Here is a 17664-nt window from a genome sequence, read left to right as displayed (position 1 = left end):
TCAGGCCTTCCCGACCAGTTTGGCCAGTTCAAGGAAGCGATCGACGTACCAGTGAGGTTGCGTCTCGCGGGGGGATTGAGGGCTGGTGAGGTTCTTGCCGAAGGCCATGCCCTTCTCGGTGATCGACCAGAACGGGACCATTTCCTGCTTGGAGTTCTTGCGTTTGAGTTGCGTCAGGTAACCCCTGGCCTCAAGTGCACGATTGAACGCCGCCGGCGCGTAACGGATGCTGTGGTCTTTCAGCAAGGCTGTGGCTGACTTGGTGGGCATCGAGTAACCGCCAGCTGCGTCGGATGCAGCGTCCACCGCGTAGCCTGGGAGAAACTTCGGATCTAGTCCGTTGTTCTGGGCAATTTTGGTGAGCATGGCCATCTGGCAAGACGCCGCCGGCTTCAGCAGCCGAGTGAAGCACTCCATGATTGCGATCTCGCCGACGACCTTGGTGCCATTCAGCAGCACCTGCTCCCGGGCGCCCTGCTGCCGCTCCAGTTCATGCCAGCGGCGGATCACCTTTATGCGTAGCGGTGCGCTATAGCCGGTGAGCAGGCAATCAGTGTGCTCGCGGTCGAGCATGTACTCGGCCTGCTCGCGGTTCTGCCCATCCAGGTAGATGTGCTCAAAACTGAGTACATCTATCTTCAGCTCTTTCAGCATCGCCACGATGTCGCGTTTTACGTTTGCGTGACGCTTACCGGTGACGTTGGCGATCTCGCGGGACGACATTGTGGTCCGCGACACGTTTTCAGAATTCGCAAAACGTGTCGCGACATTGGCCGTGGTATTGCTCGAATTGAATTGGCTCTGCATAATCGAGTCTCTCTAGTTTTGCAGATGAGCCGACCTTCTCCGTCGGCTTTTTTGTGCCTGGGATTTAGGCGATGGATTTCAAACTCGGGCGGTGCTTCGCCAGCAGTGCTTCGGCCTTCCGCCCCAACTCCCCTGCCCGCGCTTCCACCTGGCGGCACTGCGTCACGAAAGCTGGCAGATGCGGCAGATCGGCTTCGCACATCACTTGGTCATCGAACACTTCGCTGCCGGTGTCGATGACGTCACCGAGTGCCCGGATCAGCGCGCCAAAGCTCTTGTTCGCGCATTGCTCGCTCTGCATTTGGCGGGCACCCGTCAAGCCGTGGCGGCCCGCCAGCTCGTTGATGCAGTGATCGCGAAATTCAGGCTCCAGGGCATTCACCCAGGACTCTTCAAGCCACGACGGCATTTCCTGATCGCCGGTCAGCCAGCGCTGAACACGCTTGAGCCAGCGACCGGTCGCTTTCACGAATTCGCTTACGTCGTTCTGGCGGGCCAATTCGTCGAAGTCAGGCACCTTGGCCAGCTCGATCTTCAAGGCCGGAACGCGCAGGTAAATTTCCCGGCTCAGTGCTTGGGCGAAATCGTCCTGGCTCAAGCTGGTGCGGGCGATCTGGTTTTGAGCATGAGCGACCAGCACCTGGTCACGGGTTTGAACGCTGTGTCTTGAACTGGACGTATTCATGGGGCTCTCTCGTTCGTATTCTGGGTTCATGCCAAATCGCTACTACTGATCAGGGACGCATCCATGACCGACTCTTCAGAACTGCAAGGCGAGATAACCGCCCTTTGCTGCTTTGTGGCTGCCTTGGCATCCACCCTGCCCTTGTCTTCTCAGCTCAGGCTTTGGCCTGCGTTTGAATCGAAGGCCAATCAACTGCGTTGTCAGTTGAGCCAAGAAGCTCTTCGCGGCTTCGAGCAGGCGACAATTACGCTCAGCTCGAAGCGTGGTTAAGCAGCGGACTTTTGTGACGGAAACGGGCGCTGTTCATTTGCTTGGAAACTTCCGTCAGGAAGCTCCTGAACACGGATGTCGCGTTTGGCTGAAAGCGCCTTGTGAATTGCTGGGGCAGTGACACGAAGCAGCCTTGCGGCTTCGGACTGCCCTTTTTCAGCAACAAACTTGTCGAGGGGGGTCTCGTTCATGATCAAGCCTCGGTCGTAGATGACTCGAATATTAACCATCTGTTAATTCTAAATCAATACCGATGGTTTCTTCTTATTTTTAACCGTTGGTATACATTCGCGCGATGACCAAAAAACGAATCCTCCCGCCTGAGCTGATCGCCGAATGCGCAGCCGCGCACGACTTATTCCTGTCGAAGAAGAACGAGCTGAAGCTCAGCCAGAAGAAAATTGCCGATGAGGCCGGGATGACTCCGGCTGCAGTGAATCTTTACTTCAAGGGCATCAATCCCCTGAACACTAAATTCGCCGCCGTTCTTGCACGCATGCTTGATGAGCCTGTCTCTGCATTCAGCCCGCGCCTGGCTGACGAGATAGCGGCGCTGACCAGCGCCACGGCCAAGCCAGCCGTAGCGGTAGGATCGAGTGCGGCCGATAAAGTGATGGAGATGATCCGCAAGCATGCAGGTAAGAATCTGGATGCGGACGCTCAGGAAAAAATCGCGGCGGCGGCGCTGTCTGCCGCTGGCGAGGCGCACGGCAAAGTAATTCAGGCTGATTTTTCCGGGATAAAAGCAAGGCCTGAAGAAATCGTGATTCGCCAATACGACGTGCGCGCGTCCATGGGGCACGGCCAGGTCCCAGCTGAATACAACGAGGTAATAAGAAACCTCATTATTCGCGAGGACGTGCTGCGCGAAAAAGGCATTACCTACACCTCCCCCCACTCTCTCGCCATGATTACCGGCTGGGGTCAGAGCATGGAGGGAACGATCAACGATAAAGACCCACTGATCGTCGACAAGGGTGTCAACGAGTACGCAGGCGACGGGATATACGTACTGACCTGGCATGAGCATTTATTCATAAAGCGTATTCAGTTACTGGACTCAGAGCGTTTCTTGCTTGTGTCCGACAATCCGCACGTCAGGGATCAAGAGGCGAGAATCGAAGACGTGACGGTTCACGCCAAAGTGCTGCTGATCTGGAATGCGAGGAAAGCTTGAGCCATGCCTCTCACCAAGCCCAACCAGGAACTAAGCCGCGATCTGAAAGCCGCAGCCTCCGCGATCGAGGATGCCGCACACGATCTTTTCCGTGAGGCCAAGACCTACGCTGAGCCTGAGTTCCTGGCAGTCATGGAGAAGATCGCAATGCTGCATGAGCACATGGATCGGCTGATGGAGTATGCCGAGGAAGTGAAGGTTGGGCGAATAACGCGAGCGAAGTCTGAGTAGGCGCCGAAAAATTTACTTGAAAACGGATTTTAATTTGAGCCAAGGATAGGTATGAAAAAGACTATGGCATTCTTTGCGCTGGCAACGCTTGTTGGCTGCAACGCACACACACCAGTGCCCTCTCCTCTTCCTCAGGGCAACATGCCGATGACTCAGCAGGAGTATCAAGAAGCCGAGCGACTGCTCCTCAAGAAGCAGCCGTTGCCGGCCGATGAGCGTGCGGAATAGGTGAAGGCGGGGAGGATCGTGCGGAGGGAAGGCAAGTAGAGCCTTTTAATGTGAGATAGGTTTTGTAAAACCCCAAGCACATAAGGCATGACAAATTCAACATTTTCTTGACATATGAACCTTTCGTTCTTAACATTCAGTCACGGTGCATGTAAATCCTAAGACAACCGCGAAGCATGATTTGTATCGTAAGCGCTCTGTAAGAGCGTCGGCCTTAGGGAATGCACCGCCCCTCTTCTGAAACCGCGTTCAATGACGAAATTATTCATTTTCCTGGATGAAAGCGGTGACCTAGGCTGGAAATTTGACCTTCCCTACAGGGATGGTGGATCCAGCCGATATCTCACAATTTCCGCATTAATTGCTTCCGAGCAATCAGTTCGATTGCCCGCGCGCGTCATGCGAAAGCTCTACGATAAATTTAATTGGCCCACCGACAAAGAAAAGAAGTGGGCGCGGATGACTCCTGAAGAACGACTAGAATTTGCCAGGCTGGCTGCAAAGCTATGCGCCGGGAATGCTGGATCAATCCAATACGTATCCATCACGGCAAAAAAAGAAAATGTGATGCCCCACATACGTCGCGACCCTAACAAGCTCTACAACTATATGATCGGCATGCTTCTCTTGGATCATATGGCTAGAGTTGATGAGGTTATTTTCGCGCCTGATGATCGAAGCATAAAGGTGCAAAGCGGGAATAGCCTTCATGACTATTTACAAACACAGCTGTGGATGGATCGCGGGGTTGCAACGGAACTGAAAACGGTCCCTTGTGATAGCTCTAAAAATCTCTGCGTGCAGTTTGCGGATATGATTTCCGGAGTCGCTCAAGGTCACTACGAAGATCGAAACTCAGAACCGTTACGAACTCTGGCGCGGCACTTCCGACCTTTTCTGATTTACAACCGATAGCCCGGCCCAGCGCCGGGCTTCTTGTTTCTGCCCTTGTCTACCCTGCTCCGCCCATACACTCTGCGGAGCTGGAAAGAAGTGCGCCGGCCTGCTGTACAAGCTTCCTCCACTCATCGCTGGTTATGAGATCGGCACGCTCCATCGCATCAGCACGCCTTAGCAGTCCGAAATACTTTTCTTCTGCGTCTATTTGGTTTTCAGACAGGACGTAAATCTCGCGCCAGGCCGTCATGGCCAGTCTTCGCTGTGCCTCTCTCATTGGAGCCCCTAATGGTGATCTATGGGAGTAGAGGTCAGGTTACTGGGTCCGTTCAGAATGATGGCACTCTGAGCGACCAATGGTGGCCATGCGCCACGAATGGTAGAGTTCGGACTAAATTTTGGGAGGCAACCAATGAAGGGATTCGGTACGTTTGCGATGATCGTCGGCGTCTGCTGGCTGGTATTCGCTCTAGGTATGGATGTTTCCGTGGCAACGGGCTCGGGTGGCCGGGTGAACAATCTAGGCCTCATGGCTGACCGCCAGGTTCACACTATCGTCGGCGCCATGATTACGCTGGCAGGCTTGCTGATGATTCTGTTGGGCGGGAAAGTCGCTACCACATCTGCACGCACTGAGACCGAGACTCGCCCCTGCCCTTTGTGTGCTGAGACCATCAAAATGGCAGCGGTGAAGTGCAAACACTGCAGTGCAGAAGTTGAAGCGGTAGCGGTCCCTCGCCTCAAAAACGGCTGGGTAGCAACAACCACATGCCGAGACATAGAAGAGCAGGAGCGCACGATTGATGCCATTGCCGCGATCGGTCTGCCGGTAGTTTCTATGATGGGTCTCGCCGTGGGTGCCGGCCCCTTTGAAACAAAGGACAAAGCCAAGGCTGCCCTGAAGCAGATGCGGGATGGGCCGAGGCTATACAGCGAAATCGTTTATAGGGATTCGGTCAGCGGCAAATATCACCCGATTACCGATTGAGATCACAGAAAAGCCCGCCGAGCGCGGGCTTTTTTGCGCCTATCAGAATGGCGCCGGTTCCTCTATCAGCTCTATGTCGCCCGTCTCAAGCACACGATCCTCATCGCTGGGCGGCTCCCACTCTAACAAAACCCCACCATCGTCCTGGAAGATCATATTTACCCCGTCCGTCTCAGCTATCCGCCCCATAACTTCATCCCAATCCGCGTCCTGATCTGAGTCCAGCCGATGAATCAATGCTGAGCACCTTTCCATGGCGCGTGGCGAATTGATCATTGACGAAACACGCAGGCCTAACCGCTCCACGCTGCTCATCTCCTGCCGTGCTGCTGGTTTAACCTGCTTCGCTGCTTTTGCCATAACCCCACCCATAGCTGTACATCCATCCAGTTATAACCAAAGCATATCTCACACCAATCGAAAATAAATTAACCATCGGTGTTGACGTTAAAATATACCGATGGTTAACTACGTCGATCGCAGCGACACAGTCACTACGAAGGGCCTCAACAGACCCGCCGCTCTTTAGCGACACCCCTTGCCGGATTACCACCGGCCCAGATTCGAAGGCAGCGATGAACCGGCCTCAACGGTTCAGAGGGTTGGCAACTGACCCGGGCGTGCAGCGTAAAACGTCGAAAGCAGTTATCCAGCGGGAGAACAAGCCGAAAGGCCCGCGGCTGGAGGAATAATTTGAGATAGGCCGATGACCGACGCCAGTAGCGGGTCACGGCTGAACATTTCGCTGATGCAGCTTGGCAACAGGCTGCATTGGGAAGTGAGGAGGAATTACTTTCTCTTGCCAAGACCCGGCGCACCGCCCGGAACCACGCTTACCGACGAAAACTCAGTGCACGATTTGCTGCGAATGCCGAGGTCAATAGCTTCGGATAATTGTTGGCAATGCAAACACTGAACTGGCAAGAAATAGAGCTCTGGATCTGGATTCGTCGACTTTCCGCAGTCCTTGCACATCGCTGTTGCTGGCGGTCTTTGAATTGTTTTGACGGTTACCGGCTTTCTACGCGCAGCTTTTCGTCGTGCGGCGCGTTCGGTTTTTCGCTGGAGCTTTTCAGCTTTCGCCGCTTCTTGCTTTTCGGTTACGTCCAGTTGAGCAAATGCCTTTTTCAGCTCATGCGTAAGCAGATCGAAATCCATCAACCACCCTCCTTTGGAGCCCAGATAGTAGCACCAGTCCATGCAGGCTCTGGAACCTGCCGGACTCCCCTCATGGGAGGACGCCAAACCATGCAAGCCAGCCGGCGAAGAACACCGAACACGAAATTTGTGACGCCGGCCAGGTGGGGAATCCGCGGCGCCGCGCATGGAATGGAAAACAGATTTCACTGGCTGGCCTTGGCAACAGGGCCAGACGGGAAATCACAGGTGGCCACTGCCTGCCCAGTGAGCGAACAGTAGGAGCTACCGCCATGAAGTAGCCGAACGATTCACCTGTGTGGCGCAGTAAGCCTGAAGGCTGCGCCCAGCACCTGACAGGCAGCGGAAAGCAGGGCCGAGGATGTGACCGCGCATCAACCGGGGACCGGTAGGCCCAACCTAAAGTCGACGGACATTGCTGATGCTGCAAACCCAGGCCGTCGCCAGTAGCGGGCCTGGGTAACTCCCTTCCGACACCACCCGCATACACTCCCCTCCGCGCCCAACGGCAACCAGCGGAATGGATGAGTGCAGCCGAGTTTTGTTGGATCAACACCGCCGATCTGGAGGCGACCATGAACGCAGCACTCAAACTCAGTCAGGCCGTGTACGACGCGCAGCTACCTTCGCCGGTGAGCGAGTCGGACGAGCAACAGGAATGGCTGGAAGGCGCCGCCGAACAGCTGGTGTGCGGAACTGACGTGACGTGGAAGCGCCGGTTTGGCCCAGCGCAGAAGGTGACCTCGGCGCAGTACGCCGAGCACCTGCAGCTGTATTTGAACCAGCGGCAGATCGACGGTCTCGATGATCGTGACTCGTTCGCCAAGCTAGTGCTGAGCACTGTTGTCGGCAGCGGCAGTGATTGCCGTACCCACGCGAAATACCTGTTGGGGAGTGAGCGACTGGTCGAACGGCTTGAGGAAATCGCCGCCGACCTACTTCGCCCGCACGCCGCCGACGCGGCCGCCGCCCAGCGTGAAGAGGCCGAAGACGATTTGGATGGCGACCTATGAGCCCTCACATCCTTATCGATGAAGCGCTAGATAGCCTCACTCATCCAGACAGCCCACCCGGCAACAGCATTCTGGTTCAGCAGATCATCACCAACCTGATGACGGACCAGTTGATCACCCTCGAAGAATTCAGCCACTACTGCCAGCGCCTGCTGAAACATTGCAGGCAGAGCAAGGAGTTCGCATGAGTACGCCACCGGTTAAAACGCTGATCGACGAACAGCTCGACGACATCGAGCGCCGCATCGCCATTCTCGGTTTCGGCATTCCCTTCAATGAGGTGATCGGCCGACAGCGTGACGAACTGGTCGCCGACCTACCACGACGCTTGGCTGCAACCATGAAGGGCGGTCGTATCGTGGTGAGGGCTCGGCCATGAAGTGCATGTTCTGGATCCTCGCAAGCGGTCTACTGATCGTCATGGCCGACTACGCAGTTACCCGCGACTCGGAAGTCTGCCAGGTGCCTCACTCGACCACCTACAGGGTGTTCCGGTGACCGGCCGGCAGTGGGAGCGCCGCGTACTGATCTGGCGCGGTTCGTTCTCGGCAATCACCACACTCTCCTTTCTGATGTTGCTCAGCGTCCTGGCTGATCGCGTCACTCAATAACCAGCACCTTCAAACGCTGCGAACATCGCGGCAAGGATTCCCCATGTCTGAGAACACCAGAATCTGGGACCAGGTCGATACGACCGATCCCAGCGCAACGAAAAACTTTACCGGTATGGGCGGCTTCAAGGGAACGGCCATCAAGCCAACCTACCTCATGCGCAAGGCAACCGAGGTTTTCGGTCCATGCGGCGAAGGCTGGGGCTGGACTGTTATTGAAGACCGGTTCGACGAGGGCGGTCCCCTCCAGGCGCCTACGAAAGAGTGGCCAGAAGCCCCGCGCATTAATGCGAAGTTGCACACGTTGAAAATCGAGCTCTGGTACCTGGGCAAGGACGGTCAGAAATGCACGGTCCAGCACTACGGCCACACCCCGTTTGTTTACTTCCAGCAAGGCAAAATCATGACCGACTGGGAGGCGGCCAAGAAATCACTCACCGACGCTATCGGCAAATGCCTGCAACCCCTCGGCTTCGCCGCGGACATCCATATGGGACTGTTCGACGATGCAGCCTATGTCGAAACGGTGCGGGATGAAGTCGCGCTGAACAAAGCCGAAGACCGAGTCGCCGAAGAGGATCGCCAAAAACAGGAACGCTTGGACTACATCAAATCCGTGATCGACACCATGGCCGGCGCCCAGTCCGCGCAGGAGCTGAAGAAGATCCACGACGTCGCCGTGCGCAAGCTGACCATTCGCAAAGACACCAAAGGTGCGGAGCGCATTTCACTGGAGTGGAAGCGCATCACCGAAGCCACTGAACGGGAGAACGCAGCATGACCCAACTCTATGCATTGACCGGAAAACTCGCAGAACTGCAGGCCATGGCCGACACGGACGACGAAGGCTTGAAAGAAGCCCTCCAATACGCCATGGACGACATCCAGGGTGAATTCGAGGTCAAGGCCGACAACATTGTCATGCTGCGTCGCAATATCGAAGGCGACATCGACGCTATCGACAAAGAAGTCGAGCGACTCAATGAACTGAAGCGCGTGAAAAAGAACAGTGTCAGCCAGATCAGCGACTACCTGCGCCGCAACATGGAGGCTGCCGACATCAAGTCGATCAAGCGACCACTCTTCACCATCACCCTGGCGCTCGCACCGGAAAAGGTGATCGTCGACAAGGAAGACGAGATCCCGGACGACTTCATTGAAACGAAGACAGTGTTCGCTCCGGATAAGAAATCGATTGCGGCGAAGCTGAAGGAAATCCGGGATCACAACGTGGCGGTTCGCAAGCGCATGGAAGGCGGCGAAGACGCGGAACACGAACTGATCCCCGAGCCGATCTGGGCTCACCTTGAGCGTGGTGAAAGCTCAATCCGGATCAAGTGAGGGCAGCATGATCAGCAACCATCTCAACCTCATCGAGCAACAGCGCCAGAGCGCAGAATCAATCAACGACCGGGTCGCACAGTACCTGGCCGCCGGCGGGCAGATCGCCCAAATGAATAGCCCGCCGCGCAATCCGCTGCCGCCTCCCCGCTCCCAGAAAATTGATCCCGAAACGGTGCTCAAGCGCAAACCCAAGGGATTGAACTGGGCGCAGCGGCAGGCACTACGCAAAATGGCGGATTCACTATGAGCAGACGCAAGCCCAACAACATGCGCGCCCGGTTCGAGCGTTCGTGTCGGGCGCTGCTCAGCACCAATCACGTTGCAGTGGTGAACATCGATCCCAGTGGCCGTCAGGGCATGATCAACTGGAAGAACTGCAAGAACATCCCGCCCGGCCAGCGCATCGCGGATGCGGTGTGCGATTTTGCCCACCGCTGGACGATCTACCTCAGCGTCCAGTGCCGCGATCAGTGGGGACACCGCTACACCAAATCGGTCGAGGTCGCTCCCCAGGGCAACTACTTGGCCGCGCACCTCGAAGACGTGATCGAGGAAACCTACAAGGACCTGGTCGCGGAGAGCAATCCTAATCACCGGATCGCGTCGGGCTGGATCGCCATTCCTGCCGAGGTATCGCTCACAGAAGAACAGGCTGCCCGGGTGTTCGACGCCGTGGGTGTCTGGAGTCAGCAGAAAGCAGCATGAGACGAATCAGCAACCAGGTGCGCCAGCGCCGACGACAGACATGGCTGGATCTACCGGCCCACGGAATTGAAGAGGCGGGGTATGGCCGAGGAACAGGAACCGACGGCGGAAGCGCTCAAGCAGCGCCGCAAGCGCGAGAAGGCAGCAGCGAAGGACGCTGCCCTGGGCATCGAGAAGTTCACGGTGGAGGTTGCCGGGGTCTTCAAGCCAGACCTGAAGAAGGTCATGAAGGACCACGGCATCAACAACCAGCAAGACATTCACCAGCGGCTGCTGATGAACCTGATTGCCGCCGGCTTCGATACCCAGGCCAAGATGCTTCGGTGTGTCACGACACCTTATGCGCCAAGCAAAAAGATGTCGCGGAGACTTTATGAGGAAATCGAAAGGTTAGAGAGCCTCACAAATGATGAAGAATAACTAGACACTAGTCAGAACATAATCATCAACCGCAGTTACAAGGCTTTTCCGCGACTCATAAAAGCGCAAGTTCACATGCCCTTCCATGAAGTCATAAAAAGAATCATTGCCGATTAAATCAAAGGAACTTCCTGCCCAACCATTCACCTCTTTGTATGTTTGAAATGCAGAATGGATATCCGACATTTGATCAAGTTTGTGCGGACTATTCTTATTCAATACCGAAAACGCATTTCGTTTGAGTCTCGAAACATCCCGGGAAATGTCTTGGAGCATATCGAGCATTACTTGATCAGGGGTACCTTCCGTCTGATTCAATGCAGCAACTTTGAAACTACCAAAATTCTTTAAGAAGGTAGAGTGAGCTGGATCACTGATAGATGCTTGATATGTAGCATATACTTTTTCAGCCAATGATTTCTTAAAACTAACAATGCGAGAAAACCGCAAATCACGGGGATATAAAAGATGTTCAATCACTCCGGTGTCAAAAGAAAAATCGGTTTTGTCATCCTTAATAAGGATTGTTGGCTTGTCAAACGCCAATCTCATTCCGAGCTCGAACATAACGTTAGCGTTTTTACAGCTAACATCACAAATCACTATATCTGAAGAGTAGATATTCTGTACTATCCTCTTTTGGATCACACCAACATCATCTTGCTCGCTTACTAACTTTGGTACAAATGTTAAACCTTCGATCGCACTAACTGCATCGCAAATAATGTTTTTCACCTCTGCCCAATGATCTGCAGTGCAGCCGTCGATCGCAGAAATGGGCATCACTAAGCCACAAGTAAGAGGTGGCGACACCGAATTATCTTCGCTTTTCTTAGCCATTAGTTACCTGCCCTGCTCCTAAAGTGGATAGCAAATAGCCATCCAAACACAGAAAAATACCCCACTTCAACGAATCACGCCAGCTGGCTCGACGTTGGATAAGCCGGCCAAGTCGCGCCATCGGGCAAGATCACCGATCAACTTGAGCCCGGCTCGCACCTGAGACTCAAGTTGATCTTCAGGGAGGCTGAGCAGCCGCACAACCTCATCGCCGATCAGACGTATCGCTTCCACATCGGTTTTCGTGCTCATCGCAATCACCGCCGGGTTTTGCTGAGTGCAAATCATCAACTCAATTGACGTATCACGCCAACCACCAAGGGCAGCGTCTGAATGACTCATTTGCTGCGCTTCAGTCTTGCTTAACCCCTGTGTACCAAACGCCCGTTGCCCAAACTTTCCAACTCACTATGTTGACCTTTTGGCAATGCTCGCACTCGACCTCAAACCGTTGCCTGTTGTTATCGGGAACGAAGTTCATCGTTAACCCGCAGTATGCGCAATCCGACATTCCCAGCTCCTTGTTTTCGCGATCACTCATAAAGCACGCCTCATATTTACGCGTTAAGCGTAGACCGAATTCCCACTTAAACGAATCACGCCAGCCGGCGAGGATCCCCTATGTCCGCACAACAGAAGAAACACCCCTTCGATTTCAAAACTCAATACGGCCTTGGCTTCAACACTCAGGACGACGAGATCGTTGTCGACTTCTTCTGTGGTGGTGGCGGCGCCGGTACCGGGCTGGAAATGGGCCTTGGCCGCGCGGTGAATGTCGCGAAGAATCACAGTCCTCAGGCGATCAGCATGCACACCGTGAATCACCCGGGCGCTGTGCACTACACCACCGACGTGTTCGACGGTGATCCGGACACCGAAGGCGGCGGCAAGGCAGTAGGTTGGTTTCACATGTCGCCAGACTGCACGCACCACAGCCAGGCCGCCGGCGGCCAGCCCCGCAAGCGCGAGATCCGGAACCTGTCGTGGATCGGCCTGAAGTGGGCCGGCAAGAAGAAGCCGCGAGTCATCAGCCTGGAGAACGTGAAACAGATCCTCCAGTGGGGTCCACTGATCGCCAAGCGTTGCAAGGCCACCGGCCGCGTGGTGACTCTCGACCTGGTGCCGCACCCGACCAAACCCAAGAGCATGGTGAACCGCATCGCCGCCCAAGGCGAGGTGGTACCAGTGGATAATCAGTTCCTGGTTCCCGATCCTTCACGCCGCGGGCAGACATGGGCCGTCTTCGTGGCTGAACTGGAACGCCTGGGCTACGACGTTGAGTGGCGAGTGATCAAGGCCTGTGACTTCGGCGCACCGACCAGCCGTGAGCGCTTGTTCATGATTGCCCGGTGCGATGGACAGCCAATTGTGTGGCCCGAGCCGACCCACGCGAAGAACCCGGTCAAAGGCCAAAAGAAGTGGCGCACCGCCGCCGAGTGCATCGACTGGACAGTGCCGAGCAAAAGCATCTTCGGTCGGCCGAAGCCGCTGGCGGACGCCACCCTGCGCCGAATCGCCAAAGGCATGAAGAAGTTCGTCATCGATGCCGCCGACCCGTTCATTGTGCCGATCGCAAACTGGTCCGGAGAAAGCGTTCAGTCAGCACACGAGCCGCTGCGCACCGTGACCTCTTGGCCGCGTGGTGGTTCGTTCGCCATCGCAAGCCCAATCATCGCGCCAGCCACGCATCAGGGCAGTGACCGGATAAACGATCCGCACGCCCCGCTGCCGACGGTGACCTGCGCAAATCGTGGCGAACTGACGCTGATCAGCCCGGTGCTGGTCGGCGCTGGCGGACCAGAGTACTCGGGCAAGCCGACATCGATTGATCAACCATCCGGGACACTGATGACCCAGAACCACCGCGTGATCGCGGCGGCGCACTTGGTGAAGTTTCGGTTTGCGGACGAAGGCAAGGCGCTCGACGAACCGTTGCCGACCATCACCAGCGGCGGGAACTACCAGCGCCCGGCCGGCGCCGCCCATGCGATGGGGATATCGAGTGTGTTCATGGCCCAGATGAATGGCGGCTTCAACACCACGGCCGCCAAGAGCATTGAGGACCCGCTGACCACGGTGACCAACACCGGCAGCCAGCAGCAGTTGGTGACCGCCAACCTGGTGCACCTGCGCGGAAACTGCGATGCGCGTGACGTCGCCGACCCTTTGCATACCATCAGCGCCGGAGGCACTCACCACGGACTGGTCACCGCCTTCATGGAACGCCAGTTCGGCGCCAGCGTAGGCCAAGGCATGGACGAACCAGCACCAACCATTACCGCCGGCGGTGGCGGCAAGAGCTCGCTGGTCGAGTTCCAATTGGCGCCAGAGGTGGAAGCCGGTGCCCTGCGTGTTGCGGCATTCCTGATCAGCTACTACGGCACCGAGAACATGAGCGCCGCCGACGCACCAGCGCCAACGATTACTACCAAGGATCGACTCGGCCTGGTCACCGTCACAATCAAGGGCACGCCCTACGTGATCGTCGACATCTGCCTGCGGATGCTGCAACCGGCCGAGCTGTACAAGGCTCAGGGCTTCCCCGCCGACTACATCATCAGCCACGGTGCCGACGGCAAGCCATTCACCAAAACCCAGCAGGTTCACATGTGCGGCAACAGCGTCAGCCCTCCCCCGATGGCTGCACTGGCTCGCGCCAACGACCCGTGGCGAGTCGAGCAGCGGCAAGCGGTTGCGGCATAACCCGTACCCCAGAACCGCAAAACCCCCTCCATTACTGGAAGGGGTTTTGTGGAGAGGACGGGATTCGAACCCGTGGACCGGTTTCCCAGTCGTCGACTTATCAGGTCGGTGCAATAGGCCACTCTGCCACCTCTGGAAAGCTGTTGCTTTCCGCAGGAGGCTGAGCGGCAGAAAATCTAACTTACCTGCCGAAAAATATCAACACGCCATCACAGGCAAATTCTCATGCCCACAGCAAGCATTTTGATAGTCGGCCTCGGTGGATGAACCGAATCTATATGCACTGCTCACCGGTATTTGCTATCTATCGCGCCAGCTTCAGTTTCAACACAACCTCGAAATTACGAACCGCTCGCTCTAGCTCATCTCCAAACTCATCTTGTTCGCTGAGTCTATTTTTGAACACTATCCGCCGGGAATTTAAGAACTCCAAGTGGTCCTCGCGCTCATCCTCGGGCTCTGAAGGATCTCTTGACAACAACAACAAGTTTACATAATCGCCATATTCATCTATCAGACGCTTAATGTGCGTCGCTCTGGAAACAACATCCTCACCCCAGAGAGCTTGAGCCTCAAACAACGATGCTGCCATCTGTGCATAAGATTCGTGAAGACTTTCTATTCGACGACTGAAACCCAACTCCTGACGGGCGTGTCGATCGTGATGGCTACCGGAAAATACCGGATCACCCTCTCTCTTTACCTCATGGGAGTAAATTGCTCTTGCGCGATATTTTTTAAAGTTTTCTACCGTCCGATATAGCTCAACGAGCAATCGACGAGCCAGCTCGTGGTCATTTTGACCTTTAATTTGCCGCCTCCAAGTTGCAAGGCTAATGAATCCTATGATCGCGGCAGTAACTACACCCACACCCGAAATCACCGTTCCGATCACCGCAAAAACGTCTTTTGTGAGCGACCAATCCACATCAGAAATCACCAAACAGATCGACATCTCAAGCCTCCATTCATTCATGGCGATAGTAGCGCCGAGGTATCCCCATGCCCACAGAAAACAAACCGGCCGAGCCGTTGAAGATTGAGCGCTCGACAGTCACGAAACTGGTAATCACTGGCGCGCCGAGGCTTGACGTGATCACCGTGTTCCTCGAGGACTTCGGCCGGCGCGACTGCCCCATAGAACCTGATCCAAACTACCAGACAGCCCAAGGTAAGATCACCATCAACTGCTGGGATAAGAGTTGGAACGCCTACTGGGGTGGCATGGGCCCGCGCACCGTCGCCGAGTTCGTCGCCGACTGCGGCTGGGACTACGTCCTGAACTGCTTGGATCGAGGCATCAGTCCCACGGTGTTCAGCGGCGACGCGCTACTCGCCCTGGCCAAGAAGTGCATCGTCCAGCGCCGACGGCAGCAGACCGGACGCCACGATTGGGAACTTGGCGAGCTAAGCAAAGAGGAAGCCCACGAGCTATGGCAAGACATCGACGTGCTACGCAGCATCGAGAGCCCAAGCGAATGCTGGCATCAAAGCGCGCTGCTGACCGACTTGTTCGGCGATGAATGGCATTACTCGCTAGACGGCAAGGCAGTCGAGGAGAACCACAAGTTCACGTATCTGCGCCGAGTTGTCGAGGCTGTGCAAGAAGCGCTACGCCAAGAGCGGCAGAAGCCGACAGTGAATGCCCATGACCAGGTAGCGACGGAGTCTCTTTAATCTGGTGAGCTTGCTGAGTCTTGGGGCGGTCGACCATCAAGGGCGGGCATCGGATCCGTCTGAACACCGGTGATGATGGATGCCCAAGCTTCATATGCTTGTCTGTGACGGGCCACGCCTTCTTCCCACGACGGACCTGAGACTTCGCGTGAAACGACGAGCATCATGAGGTGGTTGGTTGTTGCATCAAGATCGAGCAAGAGGTGATGAGCCTTGAAGCGAAAATCATCAATGGAAGGCATGATGTCACACTTATTTTTATGAGTTGTAAGGGAGCGAGCACCCTTCTACATGGCATCATTGTGACATTATCCTGAGTTTTGTGCCTCATGCTCAGACCACCGGTTGCGATGGCAATTGGCTGCCAATCCAACGCTCAGCGCCCTGTTAAGGTCAGAGGCTATCTCGAGGAAGCGGATCGGCGATTCCCCGCACCTGAACCAGCAGCCAGCTTCCGAGCTCTACCAACCCCCCAAGCCAGGGCTCTGGTCATCGATTCGCGAGGGTGTGAGTCATCAGCCTCTTCATGCAAAGCCATTCCATCCGAGGCATAGATTCCAATGAACATCTGTGTCTCGCCGGCTCGCGATAGCCTGACCTGCACGTCAATGTGAGTCCCATCACTGAGAGTTTCATCATGTGTTCTGCAGTGGAGTTCCGGGTCTGCCCATTCCCAGAAGATATCGCCTCGAAGTCTCATATCGCCTCCCGCCAATTTCGCATGATGGTGAGTCGAGTTCAAATCTAGACCGATGAGAACGAAGCGCAAGCGCGCCTAAACCGCAACTGACAGCTGGTCTCAACAGCTATACAAATTCAAATTTTCGTACAACTTTCAGCCGCTATAGCGGCAAGGACGAAGTCATACCTGAAGAAACTACTTTGATTCAACCGCTGCCGGTCGGGCGCGAAATTGACGCGTCATCACCCTCATCACAAGCAAGTGGCGCGGTGGCTGGGGCTTGCTGGTCAACGACGTCAAGGTCCCTTGGCGCACCCACACGGGTATGGGCAGCAGCACATGATCTCGTGGGGATCAAATCAAATTCATCTACAGCGAGGCTGTAACTGGCCTCTATCAAGGCGCCTCTCCAGCATCCAGTTCCTACGAGTACCCGCCCAACTCTGGCCTAGCAATCCGTGCTTGGTAAAGAGCCAGAGTCAGGCGGGTGATCAGATCCTAGCAAATTGGATCCAAAATATCATTTAGACTTTTACCTAAATCGTTACCACCCATTCCCTCCCCCTTCAAAGTCAGCCGCTATAGCGGCAAGGACGAAGTCATGCCTGCACAAAAGCCAATCATCATGTTCGACGCTCCGGAAGCGGCCAGCCTCAAAACGGTAACCGGTTGGGTTTCCTCTGACGGTCGCTTTTTCGGTGGCGACGAAAACCGTGCCCGCTACTGTGGCGCAACTCATCGCCGCTGCGACGTGAACCCTGAGCATCCAATCTATGAGGTGAACAGCTCCTGCAATGAGTGTCGCCATGCGCGCCGCCAAGCGAAATTCGCGGCGATGCCAGTCAGGGACTGGGCCGGCGAACCTCTGGTCATCTTCGATGGTGATCGGTACTTCTTCGATGAAGACGATCTGCGCGACTACCTGGTCGACAGCGAAATCGACCTGGCTGACCTGCAGCTCTGCATCTGTGAGCCGAACTATCCAAGTGAAATCGATCCGGCAGACCACTTCTGCGATGACTTGCCGGAGGACGGCGAGATCAACGATGACGAGTTGCTTGCGGCATTCGATCTGCTGAACGAGATGATCCGCCAGTCTCAGCCGCTGTCGTGGTCAGAGGGTGAGTTTGCCGCACGGCTCCCGCAATCACTCATCGACGAGATCACAGAAGCGAGGGCCGCAGCATGATCCTGAAATGCATGGCCGTAAGCGCCTGCATCTGGGGCG

27 protein-coding genes and 1 tRNA gene are annotated in these 17664 nt (G+C 55.6%); 17 read left to right on the top strand and 11 right to left on the bottom strand.

Annotated elements, in window-relative coordinates:
- Together KVG88_RS00405 and KVG88_RS00400 are read right to left on the bottom strand one after the other, a co-directional pair.
- On the bottom strand, nt 1-723 hold the full coding sequence (locus tag KVG88_RS00405) for a Rha family transcriptional regulator (RefSeq protein WP_217869930.1): 723 nt from the start codon (nt 721-723) through the stop codon (nt 1-3).
- A gap of 148 nt (nt 724-871) precedes the next feature.
- A complete protein-coding gene (locus KVG88_RS00400) occupies nt 872-1492 on the bottom strand; it encodes a DUF8585 domain-containing protein (protein WP_217869929.1) in 621 nt (206 codons plus the stop codon).
- 63 nt (nt 1493-1555) lie between these two features.
- Between KVG88_RS00400 and KVG88_RS00395 the strand changes: the two genes are divergently transcribed.
- Complete coding sequence (locus KVG88_RS00395; protein ID WP_217869928.1) at nt 1556-1762, top strand: hypothetical protein; 207 nt, start codon at nt 1556-1558, stop codon at nt 1760-1762.
- On the opposite strand, the gene KVG88_RS00390 is transcribed toward KVG88_RS00395, so the two are convergent.
- A complete protein-coding gene (locus KVG88_RS00390) occupies nt 1759-1953 on the bottom strand; it encodes a Cro/CI family transcriptional regulator (RefSeq protein ID WP_217869927.1) in 195 nt (64 codons plus the stop codon). The genes KVG88_RS00395 and KVG88_RS00390 overlap by 4 nt on opposite strands.
- A gap of 104 nt (nt 1954-2057) precedes the next feature.
- On the opposite strand from KVG88_RS00390, the gene KVG88_RS00385 reads away from it, so the two are divergent.
- The 5 genes from KVG88_RS00385 to KVG88_RS00365 all read left to right on the top strand — a co-directional run bounded on the left by KVG88_RS00385 (nt 2058) and on the right by KVG88_RS00365 (nt 5283).
- The gene (locus tag KVG88_RS00385; protein WP_217869926.1) at nt 2058-2939 is read left to right on the top strand and encodes a LexA family transcriptional regulator; all 882 of its coding nucleotides are present in this window, start codon (nt 2058-2060) and stop codon (nt 2937-2939) included.
- A gap of 3 nt (nt 2940-2942) precedes the next feature.
- On the top strand, nt 2943-3170 hold the full coding sequence (locus tag KVG88_RS00380; RefSeq protein ID WP_217869925.1) for a hypothetical protein: 228 nt from the start codon (nt 2943-2945) through the stop codon (nt 3168-3170).
- Nucleotides 3171-3221: 51 nt separating this feature from the next.
- A complete protein-coding gene (locus KVG88_RS00375) occupies nt 3222-3398 on the top strand; it encodes a hypothetical protein (RefSeq protein ID WP_217869924.1) in 177 nt (58 codons plus the stop codon).
- Nucleotides 3399-3650: 252 nt separating this feature from the next.
- A complete protein-coding gene (locus KVG88_RS00370) occupies nt 3651-4313 on the top strand; it encodes a DUF3800 domain-containing protein (protein WP_217869923.1) in 663 nt (220 codons plus the stop codon).
- Between the two features lie 394 nt (nt 4314-4707).
- Nucleotides 4708-5283, top strand: a complete 576-nt coding sequence (locus KVG88_RS00365; protein WP_217869922.1) for a hypothetical protein — start codon at nt 4708-4710, stop codon at nt 5281-5283.
- A gap of 42 nt (nt 5284-5325) precedes the next feature.
- Here KVG88_RS00365 and KVG88_RS00360 read toward each other — a convergent pair whose 3' ends face one another.
- Together KVG88_RS00360 and KVG88_RS00355 are read right to left on the bottom strand one after the other, a co-directional pair.
- A complete protein-coding gene (locus KVG88_RS00360) occupies nt 5326-5643 on the bottom strand; it encodes a DUF1654 domain-containing protein (protein ID WP_217869921.1) in 318 nt (105 codons plus the stop codon).
- Between the two features lie 429 nt (nt 5644-6072).
- Complete coding sequence (locus tag KVG88_RS00355; protein WP_217869920.1) at nt 6073-6441, bottom strand: hypothetical protein; 369 nt, start codon at nt 6439-6441, stop codon at nt 6073-6075.
- Nucleotides 6442-7016: 575 nt separating this feature from the next.
- Here KVG88_RS00355 and KVG88_RS00350 point away from each other — a divergent pair.
- The 8 genes from KVG88_RS00350 to KVG88_RS00315 all read left to right on the top strand — a co-directional run bounded on the left by KVG88_RS00350 (nt 7017) and on the right by KVG88_RS00315 (nt 10534).
- Complete coding sequence (locus KVG88_RS00350; RefSeq protein WP_217869919.1) at nt 7017-7454, top strand: hypothetical protein; 438 nt, start codon at nt 7017-7019, stop codon at nt 7452-7454.
- Nucleotides 7451-7642, top strand: coding sequence for a hypothetical protein (locus KVG88_RS00345; RefSeq protein WP_217869918.1), 192 nt, complete (start codon nt 7451-7453; stop codon nt 7640-7642). The genes KVG88_RS00350 and KVG88_RS00345 overlap by 4 nt, the downstream gene beginning before the upstream one ends.
- Nucleotides 7639-7833, top strand: a complete 195-nt coding sequence (locus KVG88_RS00340) for a hypothetical protein (RefSeq protein WP_217869917.1) — start codon at nt 7639-7641, stop codon at nt 7831-7833. Before KVG88_RS00345 ends, KVG88_RS00340 begins: the two co-directional genes overlap by 4 nt.
- Nucleotides 7834-8108: 275 nt before the next feature.
- Nucleotides 8109-8846, top strand: coding sequence for a hypothetical protein (locus KVG88_RS00335; RefSeq protein ID WP_217869916.1), 738 nt, complete (start codon nt 8109-8111; stop codon nt 8844-8846).
- Complete coding sequence (locus tag KVG88_RS00330) at nt 8843-9406, top strand: siphovirus Gp157 family protein (RefSeq protein WP_217869915.1); 564 nt, start codon at nt 8843-8845, stop codon at nt 9404-9406. The genes KVG88_RS00335 and KVG88_RS00330 overlap by 4 nt, the downstream gene beginning before the upstream one ends.
- A 7-nt stretch (nt 9407-9413) precedes the next feature.
- Nucleotides 9414-9656, top strand: a complete 243-nt coding sequence (locus KVG88_RS00325) for a hypothetical protein (protein ID WP_217869914.1) — start codon at nt 9414-9416, stop codon at nt 9654-9656.
- Nucleotides 9653-10114: a hypothetical protein gene (locus tag KVG88_RS00320; protein WP_217869913.1), complete on the top strand. Its 462-nt coding sequence runs from the start codon at nt 9653-9655 to the stop codon at nt 10112-10114. Before KVG88_RS00325 ends, KVG88_RS00320 begins: the two co-directional genes overlap by 4 nt.
- An 81-nt stretch (nt 10115-10195) precedes the next feature.
- The gene (locus tag KVG88_RS00315) at nt 10196-10534 is read left to right on the top strand and encodes a hypothetical protein (RefSeq protein WP_217869912.1); all 339 of its coding nucleotides are present in this window, start codon (nt 10196-10198) and stop codon (nt 10532-10534) included.
- Here the strand turns inward: KVG88_RS00315 and KVG88_RS00310 are convergent, their stop codons facing one another.
- Both KVG88_RS00310 and KVG88_RS00305 read right to left on the bottom strand, forming a co-directional pair.
- A complete protein-coding gene (locus KVG88_RS00310) occupies nt 10535-11374 on the bottom strand; it encodes a hypothetical protein (RefSeq protein WP_217869911.1) in 840 nt (279 codons plus the stop codon). It abuts the gene before it with no gap.
- Nucleotides 11375-11440: 66 nt separating this feature from the next.
- Nucleotides 11441-11626, bottom strand: a complete 186-nt coding sequence (locus KVG88_RS00305; protein WP_217869910.1) for a hypothetical protein — start codon at nt 11624-11626, stop codon at nt 11441-11443.
- Nucleotides 11627-11995: 369 nt separating this feature from the next.
- Between KVG88_RS00305 and KVG88_RS00300 the strand changes: the two genes are divergently transcribed.
- The gene (locus tag KVG88_RS00300; protein ID WP_217869909.1) at nt 11996-14077 is read left to right on the top strand and encodes a DNA cytosine methyltransferase; all 2082 of its coding nucleotides are present in this window, start codon (nt 11996-11998) and stop codon (nt 14075-14077) included.
- A 49-nt stretch (nt 14078-14126) separates the two neighbouring features.
- Here KVG88_RS00300 and KVG88_RS00295 read toward each other — a convergent pair.
- Nucleotides 14127-14211, bottom strand: a tRNA-Ile gene (locus KVG88_RS00295).
- Between the two features lie 170 nt (nt 14212-14381).
- Nucleotides 14382-15032, bottom strand: a complete 651-nt coding sequence (locus KVG88_RS00290; RefSeq protein ID WP_217869908.1) for a hypothetical protein — start codon at nt 15030-15032, stop codon at nt 14382-14384.
- 47 nt (nt 15033-15079) lie between these two features.
- Here KVG88_RS00290 and KVG88_RS00285 point away from each other — a divergent pair, with 47 nt between their 5' ends.
- A complete protein-coding gene (locus KVG88_RS00285) occupies nt 15080-15754 on the top strand; it encodes a phiTE_072 family protein (RefSeq protein WP_217869907.1) in 675 nt (224 codons plus the stop codon).
- On the opposite strand, the gene KVG88_RS00280 is transcribed toward KVG88_RS00285, so the two are convergent.
- Both KVG88_RS00280 and KVG88_RS30985 read right to left on the bottom strand, forming a co-directional pair.
- A complete protein-coding gene (locus KVG88_RS00280) occupies nt 15751-15996 on the bottom strand; it encodes a hypothetical protein (protein WP_217869906.1) in 246 nt (81 codons plus the stop codon). The two genes, KVG88_RS00285 and KVG88_RS00280, sit on opposite strands and share 4 nt — an antisense overlap.
- A 158-nt stretch (nt 15997-16154) precedes the next feature.
- Nucleotides 16155-16454 carry a hypothetical protein gene (locus tag KVG88_RS30985; protein ID WP_225933829.1) on the bottom strand — a complete coding sequence of 100 codons (300 nt, stop codon included), beginning with the start codon at nt 16452-16454 and terminating at the stop codon, nt 16155-16157.
- 583 nt (nt 16455-17037) lie between these two features.
- On the opposite strand from KVG88_RS30985, the gene KVG88_RS00275 reads away from it, so the two are divergent.
- The gene (locus tag KVG88_RS00275; RefSeq protein WP_217869905.1) at nt 17038-17625 is read left to right on the top strand and encodes a hypothetical protein; all 588 of its coding nucleotides are present in this window, start codon (nt 17038-17040) and stop codon (nt 17623-17625) included.
- The last annotated feature ends 39 nt before the right edge of the window (nt 17626-17664 follow it).

It is taken from the genome of Pseudomonas azerbaijanoccidentalis (assembly GCF_019145495.1).
In the GTDB taxonomy this organism is placed as follows: Bacteria; Pseudomonadota; Gammaproteobacteria; order Pseudomonadales; family Pseudomonadaceae; genus Aquipseudomonas; species Aquipseudomonas azerbaijanoccidentalis.
This window is presented reverse-complemented; position numbering and strand designations above follow the sequence as displayed.

Bases quoted from the DNA above. Each gene is read 5' to 3' on its own strand.
- KVG88_RS00340 (WP_217869917.1), top strand. From the start codon at position 7,639: ATGAGTACGCCACCGGTTAAAACGCTGATCGACGAACAGCTCGACGAC.
- KVG88_RS00280 (WP_217869906.1), bottom strand. From the start codon at position 15,996: ATGCCTTCCATTGATGATTTTCGCTTCAAGGCTCATCACCTCTTGCTC.
- KVG88_RS00335 (WP_217869916.1), top strand. From the start codon at position 8,109: ATGTCTGAGAACACCAGAATCTGGGACCAGGTCGATACGACCGATCCC.
- KVG88_RS00285 (WP_217869907.1), top strand. From the start codon at position 15,080: ATGCCCACAGAAAACAAACCGGCCGAGCCGTTGAAGATTGAGCGCTCG.
- KVG88_RS00300 (WP_217869909.1), top strand. From the start codon at position 11,996: ATGTCCGCACAACAGAAGAAACACCCCTTCGATTTCAAAACTCAATAC.
- KVG88_RS00325 (WP_217869914.1), top strand. From the start codon at position 9,414: ATGATCAGCAACCATCTCAACCTCATCGAGCAACAGCGCCAGAGCGCA.
- KVG88_RS00315 (WP_217869912.1), top strand. From the start codon at position 10,196: ATGGCCGAGGAACAGGAACCGACGGCGGAAGCGCTCAAGCAGCGCCGC.
- KVG88_RS00310 (WP_217869911.1), bottom strand. From the start codon at position 11,374: ATGGCTAAGAAAAGCGAAGATAATTCGGTGTCGCCACCTCTTACTTGT.
- KVG88_RS00380 (WP_217869925.1), top strand. From the start codon at position 2,943: ATGCCTCTCACCAAGCCCAACCAGGAACTAAGCCGCGATCTGAAAGCC.
- KVG88_RS00390 (WP_217869927.1), bottom strand. From the start codon at position 1,953: ATGAACGAGACCCCCCTCGACAAGTTTGTTGCTGAAAAAGGGCAGTCC.
- KVG88_RS30985 (WP_225933829.1), bottom strand. From the start codon at position 16,454: ATGAGACTTCGAGGCGATATCTTCTGGGAATGGGCAGACCCGGAACTC.
- KVG88_RS00365 (WP_217869922.1), top strand. From the start codon at position 4,708: ATGAAGGGATTCGGTACGTTTGCGATGATCGTCGGCGTCTGCTGGCTG.
- KVG88_RS00350 (WP_217869919.1), top strand. From the start codon at position 7,017: ATGAACGCAGCACTCAAACTCAGTCAGGCCGTGTACGACGCGCAGCTA.
- KVG88_RS00345 (WP_217869918.1), top strand. From the start codon at position 7,451: ATGAGCCCTCACATCCTTATCGATGAAGCGCTAGATAGCCTCACTCAT.
- KVG88_RS00375 (WP_217869924.1), top strand. From the start codon at position 3,222: ATGAAAAAGACTATGGCATTCTTTGCGCTGGCAACGCTTGTTGGCTGC.
- KVG88_RS00405 (WP_217869930.1), bottom strand. From the start codon at position 723: ATGTCGTCCCGCGAGATCGCCAACGTCACCGGTAAGCGTCACGCAAAC.
- KVG88_RS00400 (WP_217869929.1), bottom strand. From the start codon at position 1,492: ATGAATACGTCCAGTTCAAGACACAGCGTTCAAACCCGTGACCAGGTG.
- KVG88_RS00355 (WP_217869920.1), bottom strand. From the start codon at position 6,441: ATGGATTTCGATCTGCTTACGCATGAGCTGAAAAAGGCATTTGCTCAA.
- KVG88_RS00330 (WP_217869915.1), top strand. From the start codon at position 8,843: ATGACCCAACTCTATGCATTGACCGGAAAACTCGCAGAACTGCAGGCC.
- KVG88_RS00320 (WP_217869913.1), top strand. From the start codon at position 9,653: ATGAGCAGACGCAAGCCCAACAACATGCGCGCCCGGTTCGAGCGTTCG.
- KVG88_RS00385 (WP_217869926.1), top strand. From the start codon at position 2,058: ATGACCAAAAAACGAATCCTCCCGCCTGAGCTGATCGCCGAATGCGCA.
- KVG88_RS00275 (WP_217869905.1), top strand. From the start codon at position 17,038: ATGCCTGCACAAAAGCCAATCATCATGTTCGACGCTCCGGAAGCGGCC.
- KVG88_RS00395 (WP_217869928.1), top strand. From the start codon at position 1,556: ATGACCGACTCTTCAGAACTGCAAGGCGAGATAACCGCCCTTTGCTGC.
- KVG88_RS00305 (WP_217869910.1), bottom strand. From the start codon at position 11,626: ATGAGCACGAAAACCGATGTGGAAGCGATACGTCTGATCGGCGATGAG.
- KVG88_RS00370 (WP_217869923.1), top strand. From the start codon at position 3,651: ATGACGAAATTATTCATTTTCCTGGATGAAAGCGGTGACCTAGGCTGG.
- KVG88_RS00360 (WP_217869921.1), bottom strand. From the start codon at position 5,643: ATGGCAAAAGCAGCGAAGCAGGTTAAACCAGCAGCACGGCAGGAGATG.
- KVG88_RS00290 (WP_217869908.1), bottom strand. From the start codon at position 15,032: ATGTCGATCTGTTTGGTGATTTCTGATGTGGATTGGTCGCTCACAAAA.